22 protein-coding genes and 2 tRNA genes are annotated in these 23,590 nt (G+C 68.8%); 9 read left to right on the top strand and 15 right to left on the bottom strand.

Annotation, left to right across the window (positions count from 1 at the left end; genetic code table 11):
* The first annotated feature begins 19 nt into the window (after positions 1–19).
* The 4 genes from ACZ5VC_RS14725 (at position 20) to pknB (ending at position 6,535) form a co-directional block, all read left to right on the top strand.
* A complete protein-coding gene (locus ACZ5VC_RS14725; RefSeq protein WP_469120415.1) occupies positions 20–1,492 on the top strand; it encodes a Stp1/IreP family PP2C-type Ser/Thr phosphatase in 1,473 nt (490 codons plus the stop codon).
* A 27-nt stretch (positions 1,493–1,519) separates the two neighbouring features.
* On the top strand, positions 1,520–2,941 hold the full coding sequence (locus ACZ5VC_RS14720) for an FtsW/RodA/SpoVE family cell cycle protein (RefSeq protein WP_469120414.1): 1,422 nt from the start codon (positions 1,520–1,522) through the stop codon (positions 2,939–2,941).
* A complete protein-coding gene (locus ACZ5VC_RS14715; RefSeq protein ID WP_469120413.1) occupies positions 2,938–4,398 on the top strand; it encodes a peptidoglycan D,D-transpeptidase FtsI family protein in 1,461 nt (486 codons plus the stop codon). The genes ACZ5VC_RS14720 and ACZ5VC_RS14715 overlap by 4 nt, the downstream gene beginning before the upstream one ends.
* 145 nt (positions 4,399–4,543) lie before the next feature.
* Positions 4,544–6,535, top strand: coding sequence for a Stk1 family PASTA domain-containing Ser/Thr kinase (gene pknB, locus ACZ5VC_RS14710; protein WP_469120412.1), 1,992 nt, complete (start codon positions 4,544–4,546; stop codon positions 6,533–6,535).
* Between the two features lie 122 nt (positions 6,536–6,657).
* On the opposite strand, the gene ACZ5VC_RS14705 is transcribed toward pknB, so the two are convergent.
* From ACZ5VC_RS14705 to ACZ5VC_RS14680, 6 genes are all read right to left on the bottom strand, one after another.
* Entirely contained in the window at positions 6,658–7,332 is a 675-nt protein-coding gene (locus ACZ5VC_RS14705) for a class E sortase (protein ID WP_469120411.1), read from the bottom strand.
* A 40-nt stretch (positions 7,333–7,372) separates the two neighbouring features.
* Positions 7,373–8,683: a class E sortase gene (locus ACZ5VC_RS14700; protein ID WP_469120410.1), complete on the bottom strand. Its 1,311-nt coding sequence runs from the start codon at positions 8,681–8,683 to the stop codon at positions 7,373–7,375.
* Positions 8,680–9,318: an aminodeoxychorismate/anthranilate synthase component II gene (locus ACZ5VC_RS14695; protein WP_469120409.1), complete on the bottom strand. Its 639-nt coding sequence runs from the start codon at positions 9,316–9,318 to the stop codon at positions 8,680–8,682. The genes ACZ5VC_RS14700 and ACZ5VC_RS14695 overlap by 4 nt, the downstream gene beginning before the upstream one ends.
* Positions 9,315–9,476: a hypothetical protein gene (locus ACZ5VC_RS14690; RefSeq protein WP_468708977.1), complete on the bottom strand. Its 162-nt coding sequence runs from the start codon at positions 9,474–9,476 to the stop codon at positions 9,315–9,317. The genes ACZ5VC_RS14695 and ACZ5VC_RS14690 overlap by 4 nt, the downstream gene beginning before the upstream one ends.
* Positions 9,477–9,549: 73 nt before the next feature.
* Positions 9,550–10,230 carry a class E sortase gene (locus ACZ5VC_RS14685; protein ID WP_469120408.1) on the bottom strand — a complete coding sequence of 227 codons (681 nt, stop codon included), beginning with the start codon at positions 10,228–10,230 and terminating at the stop codon, positions 9,550–9,552.
* Between the two features lie 19 nt (positions 10,231–10,249).
* On the bottom strand, positions 10,250–11,026 hold the full coding sequence (locus ACZ5VC_RS14680; RefSeq protein WP_469120407.1) for a DUF881 domain-containing protein: 777 nt from the start codon (positions 11,024–11,026) through the stop codon (positions 10,250–10,252).
* Between the two features lie 139 nt (positions 11,027–11,165).
* On the opposite strand from ACZ5VC_RS14680, the gene crgA reads away from it, so the two are divergent.
* On the top strand, positions 11,166–11,423 hold the full coding sequence (gene crgA / locus ACZ5VC_RS14675) for a cell division protein CrgA (RefSeq protein ID WP_468708973.1): 258 nt from the start codon (positions 11,166–11,168) through the stop codon (positions 11,421–11,423).
* Between the two features lie 289 nt (positions 11,424–11,712).
* Here the strand turns inward: crgA and ACZ5VC_RS14670 are convergent, their stop codons facing one another.
* Positions 11,713–12,609 (bottom strand): rhomboid family intramembrane serine protease, encoded by an 897-nt coding sequence (locus tag ACZ5VC_RS14670; protein ID WP_469120406.1) that lies wholly within the window; start codon positions 12,607–12,609, stop codon positions 11,713–11,715.
* A 200-nt stretch (positions 12,610–12,809) separates the two neighbouring features.
* Entirely contained in the window at positions 12,810–13,343 is a 534-nt protein-coding gene (locus ACZ5VC_RS14665) for a peptidylprolyl isomerase (RefSeq protein ID WP_469120405.1), read from the bottom strand.
* 141 nt (positions 13,344–13,484) lie between these two features.
* Between ACZ5VC_RS14665 and ACZ5VC_RS14660 the strand changes: the two genes are divergently transcribed.
* On the top strand, positions 13,485–14,237 hold the full coding sequence (locus ACZ5VC_RS14660; RefSeq protein WP_469120404.1) for a DUF5324 family protein: 753 nt from the start codon (positions 13,485–13,487) through the stop codon (positions 14,235–14,237).
* Positions 14,238–14,345: 108 nt separating this feature from the next.
* Here ACZ5VC_RS14660 and ACZ5VC_RS14655 read toward each other — a convergent pair whose 3' ends face one another.
* Complete coding sequence (locus ACZ5VC_RS14655) at positions 14,346–14,684, bottom strand: DUF6344 domain-containing protein (RefSeq protein WP_469120403.1); 339 nt, start codon at positions 14,682–14,684, stop codon at positions 14,346–14,348.
* Between the two features lie 329 nt (positions 14,685–15,013).
* Here ACZ5VC_RS14655 and ACZ5VC_RS14650 point away from each other — a divergent pair, with 329 nt between their 5' ends.
* A complete protein-coding gene (locus ACZ5VC_RS14650; protein ID WP_469120402.1) occupies positions 15,014–15,826 on the top strand; it encodes a VOC family protein in 813 nt (270 codons plus the stop codon).
* A gap of 80 nt (positions 15,827–15,906) precedes the next feature.
* Here the strand turns inward: ACZ5VC_RS14650 and ACZ5VC_RS14645 are convergent.
* Positions 15,907–15,979, bottom strand: a tRNA-Ala gene (locus ACZ5VC_RS14645).
* 129 nt (positions 15,980–16,108) lie between these two features.
* Here ACZ5VC_RS14645 and ACZ5VC_RS14640 point away from each other — a divergent pair.
* Positions 16,109–16,657 (top strand): helix-turn-helix domain-containing protein, encoded by a 549-nt coding sequence (locus tag ACZ5VC_RS14640; protein ID WP_468708965.1) that lies wholly within the window; start codon positions 16,109–16,111, stop codon positions 16,655–16,657.
* An 88-nt stretch (positions 16,658–16,745) separates the two neighbouring features.
* Complete coding sequence (locus ACZ5VC_RS14635) at positions 16,746–18,134, top strand: serine/threonine-protein kinase (protein WP_469120401.1); 1,389 nt, start codon at positions 16,746–16,748, stop codon at positions 18,132–18,134.
* 27 nt (positions 18,135–18,161) lie between these two features.
* Here the strand turns inward: ACZ5VC_RS14635 and ACZ5VC_RS14630 are convergent, their stop codons facing one another.
* From ACZ5VC_RS14630 to gyrA, 5 genes are all read right to left on the bottom strand, one after another.
* Complete coding sequence (locus ACZ5VC_RS14630; protein WP_469120400.1) at positions 18,162–19,505, bottom strand: hypothetical protein; 1,344 nt, start codon at positions 19,503–19,505, stop codon at positions 18,162–18,164.
* 321 nt (positions 19,506–19,826) lie between these two features.
* Complete coding sequence (locus ACZ5VC_RS14625; protein WP_003958712.1) at positions 19,827–19,961, bottom strand: DLW-39 family protein; 135 nt, start codon at positions 19,959–19,961, stop codon at positions 19,827–19,829.
* A 237-nt stretch (positions 19,962–20,198) separates the two neighbouring features.
* Positions 20,199–20,272: transfer RNA gene (locus tag ACZ5VC_RS14620), tRNA-Ile, on the bottom strand.
* A gap of 71 nt (positions 20,273–20,343) precedes the next feature.
* Positions 20,344–20,886 (bottom strand): DUF3566 domain-containing protein, encoded by a 543-nt coding sequence (locus ACZ5VC_RS14615; protein WP_469120399.1) that lies wholly within the window; start codon positions 20,884–20,886, stop codon positions 20,344–20,346.
* Positions 20,887–20,973: 87 nt separating this feature from the next.
* Positions 20,974–23,580: a DNA gyrase subunit A gene (gene gyrA / locus ACZ5VC_RS14610; protein WP_469120398.1), complete on the bottom strand. Its 2,607-nt coding sequence runs from the start codon at positions 23,578–23,580 to the stop codon at positions 20,974–20,976.
* Positions 23,581–23,590: the final 10 nt, after the last annotated feature.

Below are 23,590 nucleotides of genomic sequence, written 5' to 3'. Positions count from 1 at the left end.
TCCGACTGGCGAGGTGCGCATGAGTCTCTCCCTGCGCTTTGCCGCCGGATCGCACAAGGGCATGATCCGCGAGGGCAATGAGGACTCCGGATACGCCGGTCCCCGACTGCTGGCCATCGCCGATGGCATGGGCGGCCAGGCCGCCGGTGAGGTCGCCTCGTCGGAGGTGATCTCGACGCTCGTCACGCTCGACGACGACGTTCCGGGCTCGGACATCCTGACGTCGCTCGGTATGGCGGTGCAGCGCGCCAACGACCAGCTTCGGATGATGGTCGAGGAGGATCCGCAGCTCGAGGGCATGGGAACCACCCTGACGGCTCTTCTGTGGACGGGTCAGCGTCTCGGTCTGGTCCATGTCGGCGACTCGCGCGCGTACCTCCTGCGGGACGGTGTGCTGACGCAGATCACGCAGGACCACACGTGGGTGCAGCGGCTGGTCGACGAGGGCCGGATCACCGAGGAGGAGGCCACCACCCATCCGCAGCGGTCGCTGTTGATGCGGGCGCTGGGCAGTGGTGACCATGTCGAGCCGGACCTGTCGATCCGGGAGGTCCGGGCCGGTGACCGGTATCTGATCTGTTCCGACGGGCTGTCGGGTGTGGTGTCCCATCAGACGATGGAGGACACCCTCGCCAGCTATCAGGGTCCGCAGGAGACCGTGCAGGAGCTGATCCAGCTCGCGCTGCGCGGCGGCGGCCCGGACAACATCACGTGCATCGTCGCGGATGTGCTGGACACCGACTCGGGCGACACTCTCGCGGGGCAGCTGAACGACACCCCGGTGATCGTCGGCGCGGTCGCGGAGAACCAGGCGCAGCTGAACGACGGCGGGGCCATGCAGACTCCGGCCGGGCGTGCGTCGGGGCTGGGCCGTCAGTCGGCGCCGCAGCCGCCGGCTGGTGGTTTCGGTCCTCCGGGCAGTGGTGACGACGTCGGCTATGGCGGTATGCCCCCCGGGGGGGCGTTCGGCGCGTACACCGAGGACGATTTCAGCAAGCCGCGCTCGGGCCGCAAGTGGCTGAAGCGTTCGTTCTTCATCGTTCTCGCGCTGGCCGTGGTCGGCGGTGGTGTGTACGGCGGGTTCCGCTGGACGCAGACGCAGTACTACGTAGGCGCCAAGGACGAGCACGTGGCGCTGTACCGGGGCATCAGCCAGGATCTGGCCTGGGTTTCGCTGTCGGAGGTCGAGAAGGACCATCCCGAGATCGAACTCAAGTACCTGCCGCCGTATCAGCGCAAGCAGGTCGAGGACACCATCACCGGCGGCAGCCTCGGCAAGGCGCAGGCCAAGATTCAGGAGCTTGCGACGCAGGCTTCGGCCTGCAAGAAGGACGAGCAGCGCCGCGCGGCCAGGGAAAAGGCGGCCGACAAGGCGACGCCGCCGCCCGCCGGTACCGCCACTGACACCAAGCCCACCGCAGCGACTCCCTCTCCGGGCCCCAGCCTCTCGGAGGAGGAGAAGAAGCTGGCCTCGAACTGCGGCAAGCAGTAAGCACCCGTAGGGGGGCCTTTCACCACCATGAGCGTTGTCACCAACACGACCACCATCGGCGCGATCGAATTGCCGAGCCGCCGCAACACCGAATTGGCGCTGCTCGGGTTCGCCGTCGTCATTCCGGTGTTCGCGTACTTGAATGTGGGCCTGGCCCTGGACGGCAAGGTCCCCACGGGCATGCTCGGCTACGGTCTGGGGCTCGGCCTGCTGGCGGGCGTGGCGCATCTGGTGGTGCGCAAGTTCGCCAAGTACGCGGATCCGCTGCTGCTGCCGCTGGCGACGCTGCTGAACGGGCTCGGTCTGGTGTTGATCTGGCGGCTCGACCAGTCGCCCCGGCTGATCGCCCAGTCGATGCGGCTGTACAAGAGCTTCAGTCCGGACGCGCCGAACCAGCTGATGTACTCCGCGATCGGCATCGCGATGTTCTTGGGTGTGCTGGTGGTGCTCAAGGACCACCGCGTGCTGCAGCGGTACACGTACATCTCGATGGCGGCGGCGCTGGTGCTGTTGCTGCTGCCGCTCGTTCCGGGTCTCGGGTCCGACGTGTTCGGCGCGAAGATCTGGATCAATGTGGGTGGTTTCTCCATCCAGCCCGGTGAGTTCGCCAAGATCGTCCTGGCGATCTTCTTCTCCGGCTATCTGATGGTGAAGCGTGACGCGCTGGCTCTGGCCAGCCGGCGTTTCATGGGTCTCTATCTGCCGCGTGGCCGCGACCTCGGCCCGATCCTCACGATCTGGGCGATCAGCCTGCTGATCCTGGTCTTCGAGAACGACCTCGGCACCTCGCTGCTGTTCTTCGGCATGTTCGTGATCATGCTGTACGTGGCGACGGAGCGGACCAGCTGGATCGTCATGGGTCTGCTGATGTCCGCCGGCGGCGCTGTCGGTGTGGCGTCGTTCGCCGGCCATGTGCAGGCCCGTGTGACGGCCTGGCGCGACCCCTTCGCCTGCTGGGAGACGTCGGCGGCCTGTGACCAGATGACTCAGGTCCTGATGTCCTTCGGGTCCGGCGGCATCCTCGGTACCGGGCTCGGCCAGGGCAATTCCGACCTGATCGGCTTCGCCGCCAACTCCGACTTCATCTTCGCCACGGTCGGCGAGGAGCTCGGTCTGGCCGGTGTGATGGCGTTCCTGCTGCTGTACGGCCTGATCATCGAGCGCGGTGTCCGTACCGCGCTGGCTGCCCGGGACCCGTTCGGCAAGCTGCTCGCGATGGGCCTGTCCGGGGCTTTCGCTCTGCAGGTCTTCGTCGTCGCCGGCGGTGTCATGGGTCTCATTCCGCTGACCGGTATGACGATGCCGTTCCTCGCGTACGGCGGTTCCTCCGTCATCGCCAACTGGGCGCTGATCGGCATCCTGATCCGTATCAGTGACACCGCCCGTCGCCCCGCGCCGGCTCCCGCCCCGTCCCCCGACGCCGAGATGACCCAGGTGGTCCGTCCGTGAACAAGCCCCTGCGCCGGGTCGCGATCTTCTGCGGCCTCCTGGTCCTCGCGCTGCTGATGCGGGACAACTGGCTCCAGTACGTCCGCGCCGACGAGCTGAACACCCATGGCCGGAACAAGCGCGTGCAGATCGAGCGGTACGCCAACGAGCGCGGCAACATCATCGTCGACGGCAACCCGATCACCGGATCCGTCGATTCGAAGGACACGTACTACAAGTTCAAGCGGACCTACATCAACGGTCCGATGTGGGCTCCTGTCACGGGTTACGCCTCGCAGGCCTATGACGCGAGTCAGATCGAGAAGATCGAGGACGGCATCCTCACCGGCAACGACGACCGGCTCTTCTTCGACCGGACCATGTCGATGTTCACCGGCGAGAAGAAGACCGGCGGCAATGTCGTCACCACCCTCAGCGGCGCCGCGCAGAAGGCCGCCTTCGAGGGGCTCGGGGACAAGAAGGGCGCCGTCGCCGCCATAGACCCGCAGACCGGGAAGATCCTCGCGCTCGCCTCGACGCCTTCGTACGACCCTTCGTCCTTCGCCGGCTACTCGGCCAAGGACGAGAAGGCCTGGGTGGCGCTGGAGAAGGACAAGGACAAGCCGAAGCTGAACCGGGCGCTGCGGGAGATCTACCCGCCCGGGTCGGTCTTCAAGGTGGTCACGGCGGCCGCGGCCCTGGAGCACGGCAAGATAAGGGACATCGACGCGGCGACGGACACCCCTGAGCCGTACAACATCCCGCTGTCGACGACGCCGATGAAGAACCACGCGCAGGGCTGCCAGAACGCGAGCCTGAACAAGGCGCTGGAGGTCTCCTGCAACTCCGTCTTCGCCAAGCTCGGTGACGAGGTCGGCCGTGAGGACATGCTGGAGACGGCGGAGAAGTTCGGTTTCAACGCGGAGCAGTTCGTGCCGGTCCGCTCGGCCGCCTCGGTGTACGACAAGAAGATGGACCGCGGTGGCAACGCGCTGTCGGCCATCGGGCAGTTCAACACCGCGACCACGCCGCTGCAGATGGCCATGGTCACGGCGGCGATCGCCAATGACGGCAAGCTGATGAAGCCGTACATGATCGACAAGCTGGTGGCGCCGAACCTCGACGTGCTCAAGCAGAACGATCCCGAGGAGATGAGCCGCCCGCTGTCGCCGGAGAACGCGCAGCTGGTGCAGCGGATGATGGAGAACGTCGTCGAGAACGGCACCGGCAAGAAGGCGGCGATCGACGGTTTCAAGATCGGCGGCAAGACCGGTACCGCTCAGCACGGCGAGGGGAACAAGAAGCGCCCCTACGCGTGGTTCATCTCGTACGCCAAGACGGACAGCGGCTCCCCGGTCGCCGTCGCGGTCGTGGTCGAGGACTCCGCGGGCACCGCGCGTGACGACATCAGCGGTGGTGGCCTGGCAGCCCCGATCGCCAGGGCCGTGATGAAGGCGGTACTCGACGGCAAGAAGTGACGTCCGCGCCCCGGTACCGGTCGGGTATCAGGTGCCGGTCGCGGGCGGAACGGCTTGCCGTGCCCGGTAGCGTATGCGCGAACAGCACACCGCCGGACCACACAGTCGGGTGCGGTCGGGACTGACGGAGAGGGCTGGAACAGTTATGGAAGAGCCGCGTCGCCTCGGCGGCCGGTACGAGCTGGGCTCGGTGCTCGGCCGTGGTGGCATGGCTGAGGTCTACCTCGCCCACGACACCCGGCTCGGCCGCACCGTCGCCGTGAAGACGCTGCGGGCCGACCTCGCCCGCGACCCGTCCTTCCAGGCCCGGTTCCGCCGTGAGGCCCAGTCGGCCGCCTCGCTCAACCACCCGGCGATCGTCGCTGTCTATGACACCGGCGAGGACTACGTCGACAACATCTCCATCCCGTACATCGTGATGGAGTACGTCGACGGCTCGACCCTCAGAGAGCTGCTGCACTCCGGGCGCAAGCTGCTGCCCGAGCGGACGCTGGAGATGACGGTCGGCATCCTGCAGGCGCTGGAGTACTCGCACCGCGCCGGCATCGTGCACCGTGACATCAAGCCGGCGAACGTCATGCTGACGCGCACCGGCCAGGTCAAGGTCATGGACTTCGGCATCGCCCGCGCCATGGGCGACTCCGGTATGACCATGACGCAGACCGCGGCGGTCATCGGCACGGCCCAGTACCTCTCCCCCGAGCAGGCCAAGGGCGAGCAGGTCGACGCCCGGTCCGACCTGTACTCCACCGGCTGCCTGCTCTACGAGCTGCTGACCGTGCGCCCGCCGTTCATCGGGGACTCCCCGGTCGCGGTCGCGTACCAGCATGTACGGGAGGAGCCGCAGCCGCCCAGCAACTTCGACCCCGAGATCACGCCCGAGATGGACGCGATCGTGCTGAAGGCGCTGGTCAAGGACCCCGACTACCGCTACCAGTCGGCCGACGAGATGCGCGCGGACATCGAGGCGTGCCTCGACGGCCAGCCCGTCGCGGCGACGGCGGCGATGGGTGTGGCCGGATACGGCGGCTATGCGCCGGACGACCAGCCGACGACGGCACTGCGCCAGGCCGACCCGGCGGGGCAGACGTCGATGATGCCGCCCATGAGCCCGGACGACGGCGGCTACGGCTATGACGACCGCCCGGACCGCAGACGCCAGAAGAAGTCGAACACGTCGACGATCCTGCTGGTGCTGGCGGGCATCCTGGTGCTGGTGGGCGCGATCCTGATCGGCCGCTCGATCTTCGACAACGACAACGGCACGGCCAAGGTCCCGGTGCCCCAGCTGGTCGGCAAGAAGCTCGACGAGGCCGAGAGGCTCGCGGGCAACGCGAGCGTCAAGGTCGCCCAGTCCGGCAGTCAGCGCTGCGACCAGCCCAAGGGCTTCATCTGCAGCCAGACGCCGTCGGCCGACAACGGCGCCAAGATGGACAGCGGCGAGACGATCCAGGTCGTCGTCTCCGAGGGCGCGCCGACGGTCGAGGTGCCGGACGTCACCGAGAAGTCCGAGGAGAGCGCCAAGGAGCTGCTCAAGTCGAAGGGCTTCTCGCAGATCGAGGTCAAGCAGGAGGAGTCCGACGAGGAGCCCGGCACGGTCCTCGACCAGGACCCCAAGGGCGGTACGCAGGCCGAGAAGAACACCCCGGTCACCATCACGGTCGCGAAGAAGGCGCTGAAGACGGTTCCGCCGGTGGTCGGCACGCAGTTCGACTCCGCCAAGTCGCAGCTGGAGACGCTGAAGTTCCAGGTGGCGAGGGTCGACGTCGACTCGGACAAGCCCGCGGGCGAGGTCACCGAGCAGAACCCGCCGGCCGACTCCAAGGCCGCCGAGGGCACGCTGGTGACGCTGAAGGTCTCCAAGGGCCCGCAGCAGCCGCAGCAGGTCCAGGTCCCGGCGGACATCCGGGGCAAGAAGTACCGGGATGTGAAGAAGCAGCTCGAGGACCTCGGTCTGGTCGTCACGCTCGCGCCCAACTCGGTGGACAAGGGCGGCGCGACGGTCGTGGCCAGCAACCCGCCGCCCGGCTCCACGGTGAACAGGGGTGACACCATCACCCTGCTCACCGTCGGAGGGGACGACGGGGGCGGCGGCACGATCTTCGGCCAGTCCGGCTTGACCGGACGCGGCGACTGATCCCTGGTTCCGGTTCACGAGACCGCCGGCGACGAAAGAGAGAGCCCCGGCATCCGAAGGATGGATGCCGGGGCTCTCTCCTGTCCGCGTGTGCTCCGTGTCCGCGGCTGCTGCCGCTCTCCTCAGCGCAGCTCCGCCGGCGGCGTACGGTCGCGGTCGACCTTCTCCGTACGCTCCAGCTCGCCCCAGACGATGTAGCGGTAGTCGGAGGTGTACATCGGGGTGCAGGTCGTCAGCGTGATGTAGCGGCCCGGCTTGGTCTTCCCCGACTGCTTCGGGACCGGGTCCAGGACGTCCACGTTGTACTTCGACGTCTGCGAGAGGGTCCTGTAGACCTTGTAGACGTACCAGACGTCCTTGGTCTCGAAGACGATCGAGTCGCCGTTCCTCACCCGGTGGATGTTGTGGAACTTCGCACCGTGGCCGTCGCGATGCGCCGCCAGCGTGAAGTTCCCCTGCTTCGCCGTCGGAAGGGCGGACGTGACCGGGTCCGTGTAGAAGCCGGCGACACCGTTGTTGAGGACCTTGGAGTCGGTGCCCTGCTTGACGAGCACCTCGCCGTTCTTCATGGCCGGGACGTGCAGGAAGCCGATGCCGTCCTTGGTGTCGAGCGCCCCTGGGCCGCCGGCCCAGCGGTCACGGACCTGGCTGATCTCCTCGTCCGCCACGCGGTCGGCGAGGACGTTCGTCCACCACAGCGAGTAGACGACGAAGAGTCCGAGCAGCACGCCCGCGGTGATCAGCAGTTCGCCGAAGACACTGATAGCTGCGGCGATCCGGTTGCGCGCACGTACCACTGGGCATCTGTCCCGTCTGGAGGCATGGGGTCTGGGGGTCTCAGCCTACGAGCGCGTCCGGTTTCCCCTTGCTGCGCGGGCGTTCCTCGACCATCTTGCCCCACACGATCATTCGATACGTACTGGTGAACTCGGGCGTGCAGGTCGTCAGCGTGATGTACCGGCCCGGTCCGGTGAAGCCCGACCCGGTCGGAACGGGGGTGATCACGCTGATGTTGGAGGGTGAGGTCTGCGGCAGGATGCTGGTCATCCTGTACGTGTAGTACGCGTCCTGCGTCTCGACGACGATCGGGTCGCCGGGCTTCAACTGATTGATGTAGCGGAAGGGTTCGCCGTGTGTGTTGCGGTGGCCTGCCACCGCGAAGTTGCCCTGCTTGTCCGCGGGCATCGCCGTCTTGAGCTTGCCCTCGCCGTAGTGGCCCACCATGCCCCGGTCCAGGACCTGCGACTTGCTGATGCCCTCGGCGATCGGCACCACGACGTCGAGCTTGGGGATGTGCATGATGGCGAAGCCCTGGCCCGGTTCGAAGGCGCCCGGCGTGCGGCCCTTCGCCCACTCGTCCTCGATCTGGTGCTTGGCCTGGTCGGTCTGCAGCCCGGCGCGGACGTTGGTCCACCACAGCTGGTAGGTGACGAACAGCAGCATCACGACGCCGAAGGTGATGAACAGCTCGCCCACGACCCGGCTGGCGACGACACCGACGCTGTCCTTGCGGGCACGGGCCGCACGCCGGGCCTCGACCCGGGACAGGGGCTGTCCCGCTGCGGCTCCTGTGGGGCCGGTGGGGGCCGTGGGGGTGGCGGGGGCGCCTCTGCCGCCTCCCCGGCCCTTGGCGGCCCTGCGGCGCTCCGCCCGGCCCGGCCCGCGCGTCTGTGGCTCGGGCTCGGGTTGTGGGTCGTGGCCCAGGTCCGCCTCCGGCTCGTACGCCCCCGCTGACGCGTCGTACGGCTCCGATATGGGCTCCTGGGGTCCGGGATGCGGGTGGTATCCCCCGGGCGCCGGCTCGTACTGCTCGGGCACGGGGGCGTACTGCCCGGCGCCCGGCGCGTACGGCCCCGGCGCCGCTCCGTAGGGATCGGCCCCCGGTGCGTACCGCTCCGGCTCCGGATACGCCCCGGCCGACCGCGCGTAGGGATCCGCATAGGGGTCGGCATACGCCTGGGCGTACGGCTGCGCGTAGGGCGCCGGATCAGGGACGTACGGCATGGGCCCGGGGTCGTACGGCGCGGGCACCGGATCAGGGACGTACGGCGTGGGCCCGGGGTCGTACGGCGCGGGCGCCGGCTCGTACGGACGCTCGTGCTCCTGTGGTGGGTCTGTCGCCCGGAACCACGGCGACCCCTCGGTCACGCGACAGCCTTGCCCACCACCGGCGCGAGCCCCGCCGACCGGCCGACCGCTCCCTTGTCGCCGCACTGCTCCAGCCAGTTCGCGAGCATCAGGTGACCGTGCTCGGTGAGGACGGACTCGGGGTGGAACTGCACGCCCTCGACCGCCAGTTCACGGTGGCGCAGCCCCATGATGATGCCGTCGGCCGTGCGTGCGGTGACTTCGAGGTCGTCCGGCAACTCGGACGGTTCGGCGGCCAGCGAGTGGTACCGGGTCGCGGTGAACGGCGACGGCAACCCGGCGAAGACGCCCTTGCCCTCGTGGGTGACCAGGGAGGTCTTGCCGTGCAGCAGCTCGGGCGCCCGGCCGACGACACCGCCGTACGCCACCGCCATCGACTGCATGCCGAGGCAGACGCCGAAGACCGGCACGCCGGTGGACGCGCAGTGCCGCACCATCTCGACGCAGACGCCGGCCTGCTCGGGGGTGCCGGGGCCGGGCGAGAGGAGTACGCCGTCGAAGCCGTCCTGGGCGTGTTCCAGGGCCACCTCGTCGTTGCGCCGGACCTCGCACTCGGCACCGAGCTGGTACAGGTACTGGACGAGGTTGAAGACGAAGCTGTCGTAGTTGTCGACGACGAGAATGCGCGTGGTCACTGGCCGTCCACCGTCACATCGTTGAACGGAAGCAGCGGCTCCGCCCAGGGGAACACGTACTGGAACAGCACGTAGACGACCGCGAGGATCAGCACGAGCGAGATGACGCTCCGCGCCCATGCGTTGCCCGGCAGATGCCGCCAGATCCAGCCGTACATGACGTCTGCCGGTCCTTCCTCGTGGTGCCCTTCGGTACGGCACCAGAGTAAGGGGCGACGCCGTCCGCATGGGTCAGCTGTCCAAAGCTTCGGGCTTGCCCAGGGTCACAGGTCTGGTGGCGTCCAGATGCGCCCAGACGATCAGCCGGTGGCTGCTGCCCCATTCCGGGTCGCAGGTCGTCAGGGTCAGATAGCGCCCGGGTCCGTCGAACCCGGATTTCACCGGAACGGGGTCGATCACGCCGGTGTCGGTGGGAACGGTCCGGTAGGGCTTCTTGTCGACGCGGTACGTGAACCAGGTCGTCCCGTCGTTGAGGACCACCGCGTCGCCGGGGCGGAGCTTCGAGACGTCCTTGAACGGGTCCCCGTAGGTGCGCCGGTGGCCGGCCACGGAGAAGTTCCCGGTCTCGCCGAGCCGGGTGGTGCCGGTGTAGTGGCCGAGGCCCTTCTTGAGGGTGGCCGCCCCGGTGCCCTCGAGCACCGGCCACTGCCAGCTCCTCCCGAAGCGGGGGACGTACATGACGGCCAGGCCCTTGCCGTCCTCGTACGCCGGGCGCGCGGGAGGCGGCGGTCCCGCGGCGGGCGCGACCGGCCGGCTCGCCCACTGCTCCTGGAGGGTGTCGATCTGCCCGTCCGTGGCGCTGCCGGCCTTGACCCCGGTCCAGAAGAGCACGTACACGACGAAGAGGATGATCAGGGTGCCGACGGTGATGCACAGTTCGCTGAAGGTTCGGACGATCAGTCGTACCGCCACCGGACGGCCCCTCCCGCAGCTAGCTCACAGGCTTCGCGTAGTGGAGATCCACTGTGCCCGAGTAGCCGGGGAGAGTCACCTTCTCGCGCTCGTCCACTTTCCAGCCGAGGCCGTACGCCTTCACGTACAGCTGGTAGTTCTGGATCGCGGGGGAGGCGGTGAGCGCCTTGTTGAGCGCGCCGATGTCACCGACAGCGGTGATCTTGTACGGCGGGGAGTAGACGCGGCCCTGGAGGATCAGGGTGTTGCCGACGCAGCGCACGGCGCTGGTGGAGATCAGCCGCTGGTCCATGACCTGGATGCCGGTGGCGCCGCCCTTCCACAGGGCGTTGACGACCGCCTGGAGGTCCTGCTGGTGGATGACGAGGTCGTTGGCCTGCGGCTCGGGGTAGCCGGGGGCGGCCTGGGCGTTCGGCGGGGCGTCGTTGAGGGTGACGGTCATGCCCGGGCCGGTGACCCTGGTGGTTCCGGCGGCCTTCTCCAGTGCGCCGAGCTTCTCGTCCTCGGTCCTGGTGGAGCCGTCGTTGCGCCGGGCGAGCTCGGCGGCCCGGTCGACCTCGGCACGCAGGGCCGCGGTGGACTCGTCGAGCCCGGCGTTCTTGTGGCTGCGTTCCTGGATCAGGTCGGAGAGCCGCAGCAGGGAGGCGTCCGTGCGGATGTTGGTGCCCTTGGCGGTGTTGAAACTGGTGACGAAGATCAGACCGGCGAGGGCGAAGACGGCGGCCGTGAGCACCCGGACCGGCCGCCAGGCGGTGCGCCGGACCGGGCCTTGGGGGGAGTCGGCAGAATTGCTCAACGTACCCTTCTCCTACTCGGCGCCGCGGAAGCACTACGCTAACGGACGCCCGGGGGAGGCAGTGGTCCCCCTTGCCCCGTCCCGGCGCCAGCCACAGTTACCTGCGCGGTCACGCAGCGCATCGACAGGAGAGTCCCTCGTGCCGAAGTCACGTATCCGCAAGAAGGCCGACTTCACGCCGCCGCCGGCAGCGAAGCAGGCGACCAGCATCAAGCTGACCAGCCGTAGCTGGGTGGCGCCGGTGATGCTGGCACTCTTCCTGATCGGGCTTGCCTGGATCGTCGTCTTCTACGTCACCGACGGATCGCTTCCGATCAAGTCGCTCGAGAACTGGAACATCGTCGTGGGCTTCGGCTTCATCGCCGGCGGCTTCGGCGTCTCCACTCAGTGGAAGTAGCGGCGGAAGCAGCCGTGAAATAGCGGCTGGGTAGCGGCCGTGGCGGCCGCTCGTCAAGTTCTGCCCTGAGGTTATCCACAGGTTGTCCACACTGGGGAAAAGGTCAGACGATCTGTGGATAACTCACATGACGTTGACGCCGGTGTGACTGCGGCAGCCGCACGGGTGAATCTTCCGGCCCCTTGCCCCTCCTGGGAAAACCCAGGTCAGGGGCGAGGGGCACAGCTGTTCCCGGCGCAGTGCGCACAACTCGCCACACGCTGTGGACAACTTTGGGGAAAGCTGCCGCTCAGCTGAGCGCGGAGGTTCTCAGGATCACGGTCAGCACGTTGGCCAGCAGGACCAGTGCACAGGCTGCGTACTGGACCGGCTTCCGGCGCTCGCGGGGGGCGTGGACCAGGCCGATGGCCACCAGGGCGCCTCCGACAAGGCCTCCGATGTGGGCCTCCCAGGAGATACCGGGCCTGGTGAAAGTGAGCAGCAGGGCGAGCGCGATGAAGAGAGCGACCGGCCGCATGTCGTGGGCACGGCGCCGAGCGACGACGGCGAACGCGCCGATCAGGCCGAAGACGATGCCCGACGCGCCCAGCGAGGGCTGGTTCGGCGCGGCGATCAGATAGACGAGGGCGCTGCCCGACAGGCCGGACAGCAGACACAGGACCGCGTAGCGCGCCCGCCCGAGCTCCGGCTCCACCATGCCGCCGATGACCCACAGGCCCAGCATGTTGAAGACGAAGTGCATGACTTCCTGGTGCAGGAACGCCGAGGTCAGAAGTCGGTACCACTCGCCGTCGGCGACCCCGACGACCTCACCGAGCACCGGGCTGAAGGCATAACCGATCAGTTCCGTCTCGGCGACGAACCGTTCCCCCAGCGCGAGCACGGTCACGAAGACCGCCAGATTGATCCCGATGAGGATCTTGGTGACGAAGCGGGGGTCGCCGGCGACCCTGCCGCCGGCGATGGTCCGGGGCTGGTTCGCGGTCGGCGTGTGGCCCGTGCCCGAGCCGCCGCGCACACAGTCCGGGCACTGGAAGCCGACCGAGGCGGAGACCATGCAGTCGGGGCAGATCGGCCGCTCGCAGCGGGTGCAGCGGATGCCGGTCTCCACGCCCGGGTGGCGGTAGCAGCTCGGCAGGGAGTGCGCGTCCTGCGGCTCCTGCGGACTGCCTGGCGCCTGCTCCATCGCGCTCTCCTCTTTCCTCTCCGTGCCGGCGGCGGGCCGCACGCTTCGGTGTGCGCGCACGGCGGCGCTCAGCGCACACCGCCCCGCCCATCCTTACGGACGGGCGGGGCGAAAAGGTTCCCCTTCGTCGACCGGGACCGGTCCGCTCCGTCAACGGCAGCGGTCCTCCGGATCAGCTCTTGCGGGTCAGCTCTTGCGGGTCAACTCTTGCGGGTCTCGATCACGACCGACTGGATGATGACGTCTTCGAGCGGGCGGTCGGTACGCGGGTTGGTCGTGCAGCCGGCGATGGCGTCCACGACCTTCTTGCCGGCCTCGCTGCTCACCTCGCCGAAGATGGTGTGCTTGCGCGTCAGCCAGGCGGTCGGCGAGACGGTGATGAAGAACTGCGAGCCGTTGGTGCCCGGGCCGGCGTTGGCCATGGCCAGCAGGTACGGCTTGTCGAACGAGAGCTCGGGGTGGAACTCGTCGGCGAACTCGTACCCCGGACCACCCGTGCCGTTGCCCAGCGGGTCGCCGCCCTGGATCATGAAACCGCTGATCACGCGGTGGAAGACGGTGCCGTCGTAGAGGGGGGCGGTGGACTTCTCGCCGGTCGCGGGATTCGTCCACTCGCGCTCGCCCCGGGCGAGCTCGACGAAGTTCTTCACCGTCTTGGGGGCGTGGTTCGGCAGAAGCCGAATCTCGATGTCGCCCTGGTTGGTCTTCAGGGTGGCGTAAAGCTGCTCGGCCACGAGGTGCCTTCCGTAAGTCTTCTCCGACGTCGACCGATCCTCGCACGGAAGCACCGGCGCATGAGGAAGCCTTGTCGCCGCCGCGGGGCGTCTCGTTGCCCCGGATGCCCGCCCCGCATGCCGGACCTTGAGTCAACGGGCATGATTTCGAAGTGGGTGGAAAGGCGAAATACCGACACCGCCACCGAGGAGGAGGATCCCGTGACCCGCATCGATAGCGTGCGCGCCGCGACTGATTCGGCGAAGGGTAGCGTGCTGCACGCCGCGGAAGTGGTGGCGCCCTACGCCGATACGGCCAAGGACCAGGCCGCGCACTATGCGCACCAGGCACGCGTGAAGATCTCGCCGAAGGTTTCCAGGGCCGCCAAGCAGGCCCGGGTGCAGTACGGCGCCTATGTGGCGCCGCATGTTCCGGAGCGGATCGACGAAGCCGCGCATCGTGCGGCGGTTCGGACCCGCAAGGCCGCGCGTCAGGCGGCCGATTACACCGTTCCTCGTGTTGAACAGGTCGTCGCCACGGCTCAGCCCGTACTGGCGGAGACCGGAGCGCGTTCCACCGCCGCTCTGGCCGCGCTGCGCGGGCAGGTGACGGCAAAGGACATTCGGAAGATCGTCAAGAAGCACGAGCGCCGGGCCAAGGCCGGACGTCTCGCCAAGGGCCTCGCGGTCCTGGGTGTTCTCGCGGGCGGCGCCTTCGCCGCCTGGAAGTGGTGGGACAAGCAGGCCAACCCCGACTGGCTGGTCGAGCCGCCGGCTCCTACCGATGTCTCCGAACGGACCACTCTGTCGTCCGTCGACGGCACCGACCGGACTTCTCTCGATCCGGAGGTGGAGGCCAAGGAAGCCGAATCCGGGTCCGAGACCGGGTCCAAGGACCGCGACGACCGTCGCTGACCTTCGCCTGACCCCGACCGTTCACAGCCGGCCTTCCGCGGAGCTCTGTGGCGGAGCTTTGGGCGCTGGGAGTTTTGGGCGCTGGGAGTCATGAGTGCTCCCGGCGCCTTACGCCGCGGCGAGCGCCAGGTCGTACAGGTCGGTCTCGAGCGGCGCTGCGGCGGACATGTGGCGTACGGAGGGCGAGGAGCCGTGCGCCTCGGCGCTGATGCGCTGCTTGATCGTCGGCGGCAGGGACCGGTTTCGCGCACTCGGCCCCCCATACACCGGCTGGGCGGGTACGGACGCGGTGCGCACCCCCGCCGCGTCGGCGGCCGGCTCCTTCGGCTGCTGGACGGCGGGCTGCTGCGCGGCGTTCGCGGTGCTCGCGAGGCCGACGGAGGCGAGCAGGGCGAAGAGAAGTGAGATGAAGGCGGTCCAGAACTGCTTGACCTTGACGGCGGCCATGGCCCCTCGCTTTCGGTGGTGTGCGGTCGTGGGCGAACTATGGTGTGTGTTGCGATTTGCGCGCTTCCCAATGGTTCATTTCGAGTTGCGCGATCTACATACCTTTCTCATGATGTGTACGCACGGGCGAATAGCGGGGAGCGACGCCACCCGTGCGCAGATCTTCAGATGAACACCACCCGTACGGCGCAGCCGAGCACGGACAAGAGGCGTTCCTGCCTGTCGTACGCCCCCTTCCGGCCCGTCCGCGAGAGCTTGTGTCTTTCGCGGACGGGCCGCTGCCGATCCGGCGGCGAGGCTGTGCGGCCGTGTGGTGAGAGGGCAGAGCGATGAACATTTCGACGGGTGATGTGTTCGGTGCGCCGTGCTGGGTGAGCCTGATGACGCGGGACCTGGAGGCGACCCAACGCTTCTACAGCGCTGTGCTGGGCTGGCAGTTCCGGCCCGCCGGTCTGGGTGAGGCGTTTCGCACGGCCGAGCTGGACGGTCTTCCGGTGGCGGGCATCGGAGCGCTGGCGGGGGACTTGGCGGTGCCGGTCGCCTGGACTCCGTACTTCGCCGTCGACGACGCCGATGTGGCCGTGTCCCGGATCCGCGAGCGGACGGGCACAGTGGCGGTGGGCCCGGTCTCCTTCGCGTCCCGTGGGCGGGCGGCGCTGGCGGCCGACCGCGAGGGCGCCGTCTTCGGCATCTGGGAGGGCCGGGTGCACTCGGCCTGGCGGGTCGGGGAAGGACGGGCACCGGCCTGGCTGGAGCTGCGCACGAGGAACGCCTTCGACGCCGCGATCTTCTATGGAGAGATCCTGGAGTGGGCGACCGGCCGGCCCGGATCCTGCGAGGTGTCGTACGAAGAGGACCAGGTCGTCCTGCGCCAGGGCGGGGAGCCGGTGGCCCGGCTGAACAGCGAGGCCGTCGAGGAGGCCGCGTACGAACCCCGGCTGCGGCCCCGCTGGCACGTCCACTTCCGGGTCCCCGAGCTGGAGCCGGCCATGGAGGCGGCGGCGTCCCTCGGCGGGAGCGTGGTCTCGGCCGTGGAGTCCCACGAGGCCGAGCGCTGGGTGACCCTTCGCGATCCCGACGGGGGCCTGTTCGACATCACTCAGGCGCACGGCAGCACACGGGCACGGGGCGGCCGGCCCTGATCCGAGCAAACGCCCAGGCCCCCGCATGAGAAAGGCCCTCCGGTCCGCGTCGTGCGCGGGCCGGAGGGCCTTTCGTCCGGTGGAGCCTAGGGGAGTCGAACCCCTGACATCTGCCATGCAAAGACAGCGCTCTACCAACTGAGCTAAGGCCCCGGAACGAGACCAGAGTACCGGGTCACCCCCCGAATCCCGCAAAAGGATTGGGACTCCCGGTCGGAGACCACGCTCCGTAAGATGCACGTCGAGGTTCGCAGTGGCGAACCGCAGGGATGGGGAGACGTCATGGATGCAGCGCAGCAGGAAGCCACGGCCAGAGCCAGAGAGCTTCAGCGGAGTTGGTACGGCGAGCCGTTGGGGGCGCTCTTCCGTAGGCTCATCGACGACCTGGGCCTGAACCAGGCGCGGCTGGCGGCGGTGCTCGGGCTGTCCGCCCCCATGCTCTCCCAGCTGATGAGCGGCCAGCGGGCCAAGATCGGCAACCCTGCCGTGGTCCAGCGTGTCCAGGCCCTGCAGGAGCTGTCGAGTCAGGTCGCCGACGGCAGTGTCAGCGCCGCCGAGGCCACGGACCGGATGGACGAGATCAAGAAGTCGCAGGGCGGTTCGGTCCTCACCGGCACCAGCCAGACCACCAACAGTTCGGGGGCGCCGACCGTGCGCCGGGTGGTCCGGGAGATTCAGTCGCTGCTGCGCTCGGTCTCGGCGGCCGGCGACATCATCGACGCGGCGGACACCCTCGCCCCGAGCCACCCGGAACTGGCAGAGTTCCTCCGGGTGTACGGCGCCGGACGCACCGCGGACGCGGTCGCGCACTACGAGTCGCACCAGAACTGACAGTCCGCCGGGCCGAACGGCACGGGGCACAACAAGACCGGAACAGGGAACGACTCCGGAACAGGGAACTGGGAGCGGGCGCAGCGCAATGGGTGAGGTCTTCGCTGGTCGGTACGAGCTGATCGACCCGATCGGCCGGGGTGGGGTCGGTGCCGTGTGGCGCGCCTGGGACCACCGCCGCCGCCGGTACGTCGCGGCCAAGGTGCTGCAGCAGAGCGACGCGCACACGCTGTTGCGCTTCGTCCGCGAGCAGGCCCTGCGGATCGACCACCCGCATGTCCTCGCCCCGGCCAGCTGGGCCGCGGACGACGACAAGGTGCTGTTCACCATGGATCTGGTGAGCGGCGGTTCGCTGGCGCACGTCATCGGCGACTACGGCCCCCTGCCTCCGCGTTTCGTCTGCACCCTGCTGGACCAGTTGCTCGCCGGGCTCGCCGCGGTGCACGCCGAGGGGGTCGTGCACCGCGACATCAAGCCGGCCAACATCCTGTTGGAGGCCACCGGGACCGGGCGGCCGCATCTGCGGCTGTCCGACTTCGGCATCTCGATGCGCAAGGGCGAGCCCCGGCTCACCGAGACGAACTACGTGGTGGGAACGCCCGGTTACTTCGCTCCCGAGCAGATGATGGGCGCCGAGCCGGACTTCACGGCCGACCTGTTCGCCGTCGGCCTGGTCGCCCTCTATCTGCTCCAGGGCCAGAAGCCGGACGCCCAGGCGCTGATCGAACACTTCGCGGCGCATGGAACGCCCGGTGCCCCCCAGGGCATCCCCGAGCCCCTGTGGCAGGTCCTGGCGGGCCTGCTCCAGCCCGATCCGGCAGCGCGCTTCCGTACGGCCACGGGCGCGCGCAAGGCGCTCACGAGCGCCGTCGACGTGCTGCCCGAGCCGGCTGCCGACGAGGAGCCGGTCGAGGTCTTCGACCAGATCGGGCCCCTGCCGGCGGGATTCGGCCCGAACGGCCCTGTGGCCCCGGGGCCGAGCCCCGCCGCGCCCGCGAGCGACCAGCCCTCGTTCTCCCCGTCCGAGACGGGCAGCTTCCATCTGCCGCCCCCGCCGCAGCCCCGGTCCGCGCGGCCGGAGCAGCAGTCCCACCCACATCCCGATCCCCAGCCGGATCCACAGCCCCATCCACAGCCCCACCAGGCCGCACCTGCCCCGCCGCCTCCCGCCCCCGTCGCCGCTCACCCGGCCTCCCCCCTTCCGGCCCCGGCGCCGGACTTCGCGCAGGCCCCCACGTCCGCGGTGCCGTATGAGCAGCCTCCTACGCGTCAATACACCGCTCACGGCGTTCAGGTTCCCGCCCAGACCCCGACGGTTTCCCCGGCGGCCGTGGCGCCCGCGTTTCCGGCACCGGCCCCCGCGGCCGTCCCCGGTGGCGACAAGCGTCCGGGACCGCCCCCGAAGGTGGCGATCCCGGTACTGATCGTGGCGCTCATCTGCTTCGCGGTCGGCATCTGGGCCCTCACCCAGTCCTGACCTCCGCGGCCGTCGCGGCCGCCTGCCTCACCAGGAGGCAGGCGGCCCGTACTGCGGCGGCCCTCCCTGTCCCGAGGCCGAGGACGAGCCCGAGAACGAGGCCGCGGCCCCCCGCCGCCGGGCGACGACCATCCACACCGCCAGTCCCAGCAGAAGCACGGTCCCGGCGCCGATCCCGGCGGCCGCGACCAGACGCATCGTGTCGCTCCGCTCCGCCTCCGGTCCGCTCTGCCCGCTCGCGGCCGCCTCCCGGTCCTCGTCGGTGACCGTGAAGATCCCGGGGGACCCGTCGTACGCGGGCGCCGTCCGTGCCTGTCCGGTGACGTTCACCCGCAGCGTCAGCGGCAGGGCCTTGTCGCCGTAGGCCCCGGCCAGCTCGGGGTTGAGCGTGGCCGACAGGTAGTACCAGCCGGCGAACCGCATGGCGTTCGTCTCCTCGCTGGAGGCGTAACGGTTCTCGTACGCCACGGGCCGCTGCGGCTCCAGCGCCACCTGGTTCTGCTTGCCGTCGTACGCGACCGTGTTCTGGTCGACGTGACCGCGCGCCGGGTTGTCCAGGGAGAGGACGAGCGCGTTGCCGATGTAGTCGCTGCCCGTCGAGCTGCTGCCCAGGGAGGCGGTGGCGAAGATCTGCTGCCCCCAGTCGACCGGCACCCGGTAGTAGAGCGTCTGCCCGGGCTTGATGTCGTCCCGCCACTCGCCCTGCTTGAGACCGGTGGCGTCGACATAGCTGGTCCCACCCGCGCGCTTCTGCGGACCGCCGGTGGGCGGCGGCGGCGACGCCGAGGGCCAGCTGTCCGGCACCGACGTCGGCCCCGCCGCCTTCAGCGTGGGCTCGCAGTCGTAGCGGATCTCCAGTTGCCAGTCTTCGGGCGTGGAAGTGCTCTTGCCCGTGCGCTCGACCAGGACGTAGTAGGCGCCCTGCTCCTGGCAGTTGGTGCTCCCGGCCTTGATGGTCCGCGAGGCGTACGCGGCCAGGGGCCGGGTGAACCCGGCGGACTCGAAGCGGGTGTCGCGCGAGCTGCACTGCGTGCTGGAGCCGTCCTGCAGGCTCACTCTGATGCCGTCGCCGTATTCGGCCTTGTTCCCGGGCTTCGGCACGGCGACGACCGAGACGTACGCGTTGGTCTTCGCGTCGAGGTCGACCCGGTAGTAGAGCTTGCCGTCCTTCTTGATGGAGTCCCGGTACACCGATCCCGCGTCCAGGCGCTGTGCGTCGCTGTTGGACACGGCGCCCTTGACGGTCTTCGCGCCGCTGTCGAAGACGTACGGGCTCTCGCCGGCCGCCCACGCCTGGCCGGGCAGCGCCGCCACGCACATCGCCGCCACCACGGCGGCCGTCGTCCGGCCGCTGCCGCGCTGCCTCTTCACGCGTCTCTCCTCGTCGTCTCCGTGGCCGCCCTGCGCCGTACCAGCACGAGCACCGCTTCCGCGATCAGGACGACCGCACAGCCCGCCACGGCGGCGGCCACGGTGCCGGTCCATCCTGCCCCGCCCGTACCACCGCTGTCTGCGCGCGCGGCCGGATCGCGCCCCTTGTCCGCCTTGCCCGACCCCAAGGACCATGCATTTACTGTTGCAACCCAATGATTTGCTTAAGTGAACTCACGGGCGGCGCCGTCACGGTCCCGCAACGGCACGAAGCCCCGGCCGTATGCACGGCCAGGGCTTCGTCAGCAGACTTTGCGCGTCTCACACACCCGAACCTGCGGGCACGGAGTCGGTCGCCTCCGTCCACAGATCCTGCTCGGCGCGATCCGCCTGGATCTGGCGGTACACGAGGAGCCCGCCGATGGCGGCCAGTGCGACCAGGAGGAGCTTCTTCACCGCGCGACCTCGTCTTTCCTTGACGTAGGAGACTTCTGGCGCCCCACAATACACACCGACCGATATCGATCGGTGACCTACCGGGGGGTCAACTGCCTTCTCCGCCGCCCGTGTCGCCTCGCGCGGCGAACGGCGATCGGCCCGCCCCCGAGTCGGCGCCGTACCGCGCGGGCGGCGGAACCGGTCGGGAGATGCAGAAGGGCCCCCGGTCTGATCGACTGGGGGCCCTTCGCACTGTGGGGCTAACAGGATTTGAACCTGTGGCCTCATCCTTATCAGGGATGCGCTCTAACCAACTGAGCTATAGCCCCTCCGCGCTGCGCGCTGACCTCTGAAGATTAGCGCACGGAGGCGGTAGCTCCAAAATCGGTTGGTTCGCAGGTCACTCGTCCTCGGCGAGCGTCAGCTCCACGCCGCCCACGAAGCCCGCCGACAGGTTGTAGATGAAGGCGCCCAGCGTGGCCAGCGCCGTGGCCAGCACCACATCGATGACCGCGATCACCGAGGTGAAGATCAGCACGCGCGGCAGCGACAGGAACGACTGGAGGTCGAAGCCATTGCTCTCGTTGGAACCGGTGGCCTCGCTGATCGTGCCGCCGACCGTGGAGAAGACGCCCATGGCGTCCATGACCATCCACAGGACCGCGGCCGCCACGACCGTGCAGATGCCCAGCGCGATGGAGAGCAGGAAGCTGACCTTCATCACCGACCACGGGTCGGCCTTGGCCACCCGCAGCCGCGCCTTGCGTGTCCGGGGCGTCGTCTTGGCGCCGGTGCGCGGTCGGCGCACCGCGGGGCCGCCCTGGCCGGCGTAGGCCTGCGGCGGCTGGTAGGGCCGGCCCGGCTGCGCGGGCTCGCGCTCGCCGGGCAGAGGCCCGTTCGGATAGGCCTCGTACGAGGGGTTCGACCCCCGAGTGTCCGTCACCACAACCCCCTGGGAGTCCGTGGCAGGGCCACGGGCACCGTTCGCTCCAGCAGCGGCCGATCCGGCGCCCGTGGCTCCACTCACGCTCTACTCCTCGTGCTCCGCGGTCGAGGGCTCGGTGCCCTCGACGGCCTCGGTCTCGACGCCTTCGGCGTCCTCGACACCTTCGGCGTCCTCGGTCCCGACGGCCTCTTCGGCTTCGGCACCGGCCTCGGCATTGCGAGCGATACCGACGACGGCATCGCGCTTGCCCAGGTTGATCAGTTGGACGCCCATGGTGTCACGCCCGGTCTCCCTGACTTCGTTGACTCGCGTGCGAATCACACCACCGGACAGCGTGATGGCGAGGATCTCGTCGGTCTCCTCGACCACCAGCGCGCCGACCAGGGAACCACGGTCCTCCACGATCTTGGCGGCCTTGATGCCCAGGCCACCGCGGCCCTGGACGCGGTACTCGTCGACGTTGGTGCGCTTGGCGTACCCACCGTCGGTGGCGGTGAAGACGAACGTACCGGGCCGGACGACATTCATCGAGAGCAGCTCGTCGCCCTCGCGGAAACTCATCCCCTTGACGCCGGACGTGGCTCGTCCCATCGGACGCAGCGCGTCGTCAGTGGCGGTGAAGCGGATGGACTGCGCCTTCTTGCTGATGAGCAGCAGATCGTCCTCGGCCGACACCAGCTCGGCGCCGATCAGCTCGTCGTCGCTGCCGTCCTCGGTCTCCCTGAGGTTGATCGCGATGACACCACCCGAACGCGGCGAGTCGTAGTCCTTCAGCGCGGTCTTCTTGACCAGACCGCCCTTGGTGGCGAGCACCAGGTACGGAGCGGCCTCGTAGTCGCGGACCGCCAGGATCTCGGCGATCTGCTCGTCCGGCTGGAAGGCCAGCAGGTTGGCCACGTGCTGGCCGCGCGCGTCCCTGCCGGCGTCCGGGAGCTCGTACGCCTTCGCGCGGTAGACCCGGCCCTTGTTCGTGAAGAACAGCAGCCAGTGGTGGGTCGTCGACACGAAGAAGTGGTCGACGATGTCGTCCTGCTTCAGCTTTGTGCCGCGAACGCCCTTGCCGCCGCGCTTCTGCGAGCGGTAGTCCTCGGTCTTCGTACGCTTCACATAGCCGCCACGCGTGATGGTGACGACGATGTCCTCCTCGGCGATCAGGTCCTCGATGGACATGTCACCGTCGAAGGGCACCAGCTTGGAGCGGCGGTCGTCGCCGAACTTCTCGACGATCGTCGCCAGTTCCTCGCTGACGATGCGGCGCTGGCGCTCCTCGGAGGCGAGGATCGCGTTGTACTCGTTGATCTTCGCCTGGAGCTCGTCGTGCTCGGCGACGATCTTCTGGCGCTCCAGGGCGGCGAGCCGGCGCAGCTGCATCTCGAGGATGGCGTTGGCCTGGATCTCGTCGATCGACAGCAGACCCATCAGGCCCTCGCGGGCGACCTCGACGGTGTCGCTGCGCCGGATGAGGGCGATGACCTCGTCGATCGCGTCCAGCGCCTTGAGCAGACCGCGCAGGATGTGGGCCCGCTCCTCGGCCTTGCGCAGCCGGAACCTGGTCCGGCGGACGATGACCTCGATCTGGTGCGTCACCCAGTGGCGGATGAACGCGTCGAGCGAGAGCGTGCGCGGCACACCGTCGACGAGCGCCAGCATGTTGGCGCCGAAGTTCGTCTGGAGGTCGGTGTGCTTGTAGAGGTTGTTCAGGACGACCTTGGCGACCGCGTCGCGCTTGAGCACGATCACCAGGCGCTGGCCGGTCCGGGAGGACGTCTCGTCGCGGACGTCGGCGATGCCGCCGATCTTGCCGTCCTTCACGAGGTCGGCGATCTTCTGCGCGAGGTTGTCCGGGTTGGTCTGGTACGGCAGCTCCGTGACCACCAGGCACTGGCGGTTCTGGATCTCCTCGACCTCGACGACCGCGCGCATCGTGATCGAGCCGCGGCCGGTGCGGTACGCCTCCTCGATGCCCTTGCGGCCCACGACCAGCGCGCCGGTGGGGAAGTCGGGGCCCTTGATCCGCTCGATGAGCGCGTCCAGGAGCTCCTCGTGCGTGGCCTCCGGGTGCTCCAGCGCCCACTGGGCACCGGCCGCGACCTCGCGCAGGTTGTGCGGCGGGATGTTGGTGGCCATACCGACGGCGATACCGGCACTGCCGTTGATCAGCAGGTTCGGGAAGCGCGCCGGCAGGACCGTCGGCTCCTGGTTGCGGCCGTCGTAGTTGTCCTGGAAGTTGACGGTCTCCTCGTCGATGTCCCGGAGCATCTCCATCGACTGCGGCATCATCTTGCACTCGGTGTACCGCATGGCGGCGGCCGGGTCGTTGCCCGGGGAACCGAAGTTGCCGTTGGAGTCGACGAGCGGCATGCGCATCGACCAGGGCTGGGCGAGGCGCACGAGGGCGTCGTAGATCGAGGTGTCGCCGTGCGGGTGGTACGTACCCATGACGTCACCGACGACACGGGCGCACTTGTAGAAGCCCTTCTCGGGCCGGTATCCGCCGTCGTACATCGCGTACAGCACCCGGCGGTGGACGGGCTTGAGGCCGTCCCTCACGTCCGGGAGGGCACGCGACACGATGACGGACATCGCGTAGTCGAGGTACGACCGCTGCATCTCGGTCTCGAGCCCGACGGGCTCGACCCGCAGAGCGACGGGCTCCTCTTCGGGGGTGACAGGAGTGTTCTCGTCGGCCATTGCTGGTCTT

The sequence above is a fragment of the Streptomyces sp. NPDC033174 genome (genome assembly GCF_055577795.1).
This window is presented reverse-complemented; position numbering and strand designations above follow the sequence as displayed.

Excerpts from the sequence above, each read along its gene's own strand:
- ACZ5VC_RS14725 (WP_469120415.1), top strand. The coding sequence starts at position 20 with ATGAGTCTCTCCCTGCGCTTTGCCGCCGGATCGCACAAGGGCATGATC.
- ACZ5VC_RS14720 (WP_469120414.1), top strand. The coding sequence starts at position 1,520 with ATGAGCGTTGTCACCAACACGACCACCATCGGCGCGATCGAATTGCCG.
- pknB (WP_469120412.1), top strand. The coding sequence starts at position 4,544 with ATGGAAGAGCCGCGTCGCCTCGGCGGCCGGTACGAGCTGGGCTCGGTG.
- ACZ5VC_RS14690 (WP_468708977.1), bottom strand. The coding sequence starts at position 9,476 with ATGTACGGCTGGATCTGGCGGCATCTGCCGGGCAACGCATGGGCGCGG.
- ACZ5VC_RS14670 (WP_469120406.1), bottom strand. The coding sequence starts at position 12,609 with ATGGAGCAGGCGCCAGGCAGTCCGCAGGAGCCGCAGGACGCGCACTCC.
- ACZ5VC_RS14660 (WP_469120404.1), top strand. The coding sequence starts at position 13,485 with ATGATTTCGAAGTGGGTGGAAAGGCGAAATACCGACACCGCCACCGAG.
- ACZ5VC_RS14655 (WP_469120403.1), bottom strand. The coding sequence starts at position 14,684 with ATGGCCGCCGTCAAGGTCAAGCAGTTCTGGACCGCCTTCATCTCACTT.
- ACZ5VC_RS14650 (WP_469120402.1), top strand. The coding sequence starts at position 15,014 with ATGAACATTTCGACGGGTGATGTGTTCGGTGCGCCGTGCTGGGTGAGC.
- ACZ5VC_RS14640 (WP_468708965.1), top strand. The coding sequence starts at position 16,109 with ATGGATGCAGCGCAGCAGGAAGCCACGGCCAGAGCCAGAGAGCTTCAG.
- ACZ5VC_RS14635 (WP_469120401.1), top strand. The coding sequence starts at position 16,746 with ATGGGTGAGGTCTTCGCTGGTCGGTACGAGCTGATCGACCCGATCGGC.
- gyrA (WP_469120398.1), bottom strand. The coding sequence starts at position 23,580 with ATGGCCGACGAGAACACTCCTGTCACCCCCGAAGAGGAGCCCGTCGCT.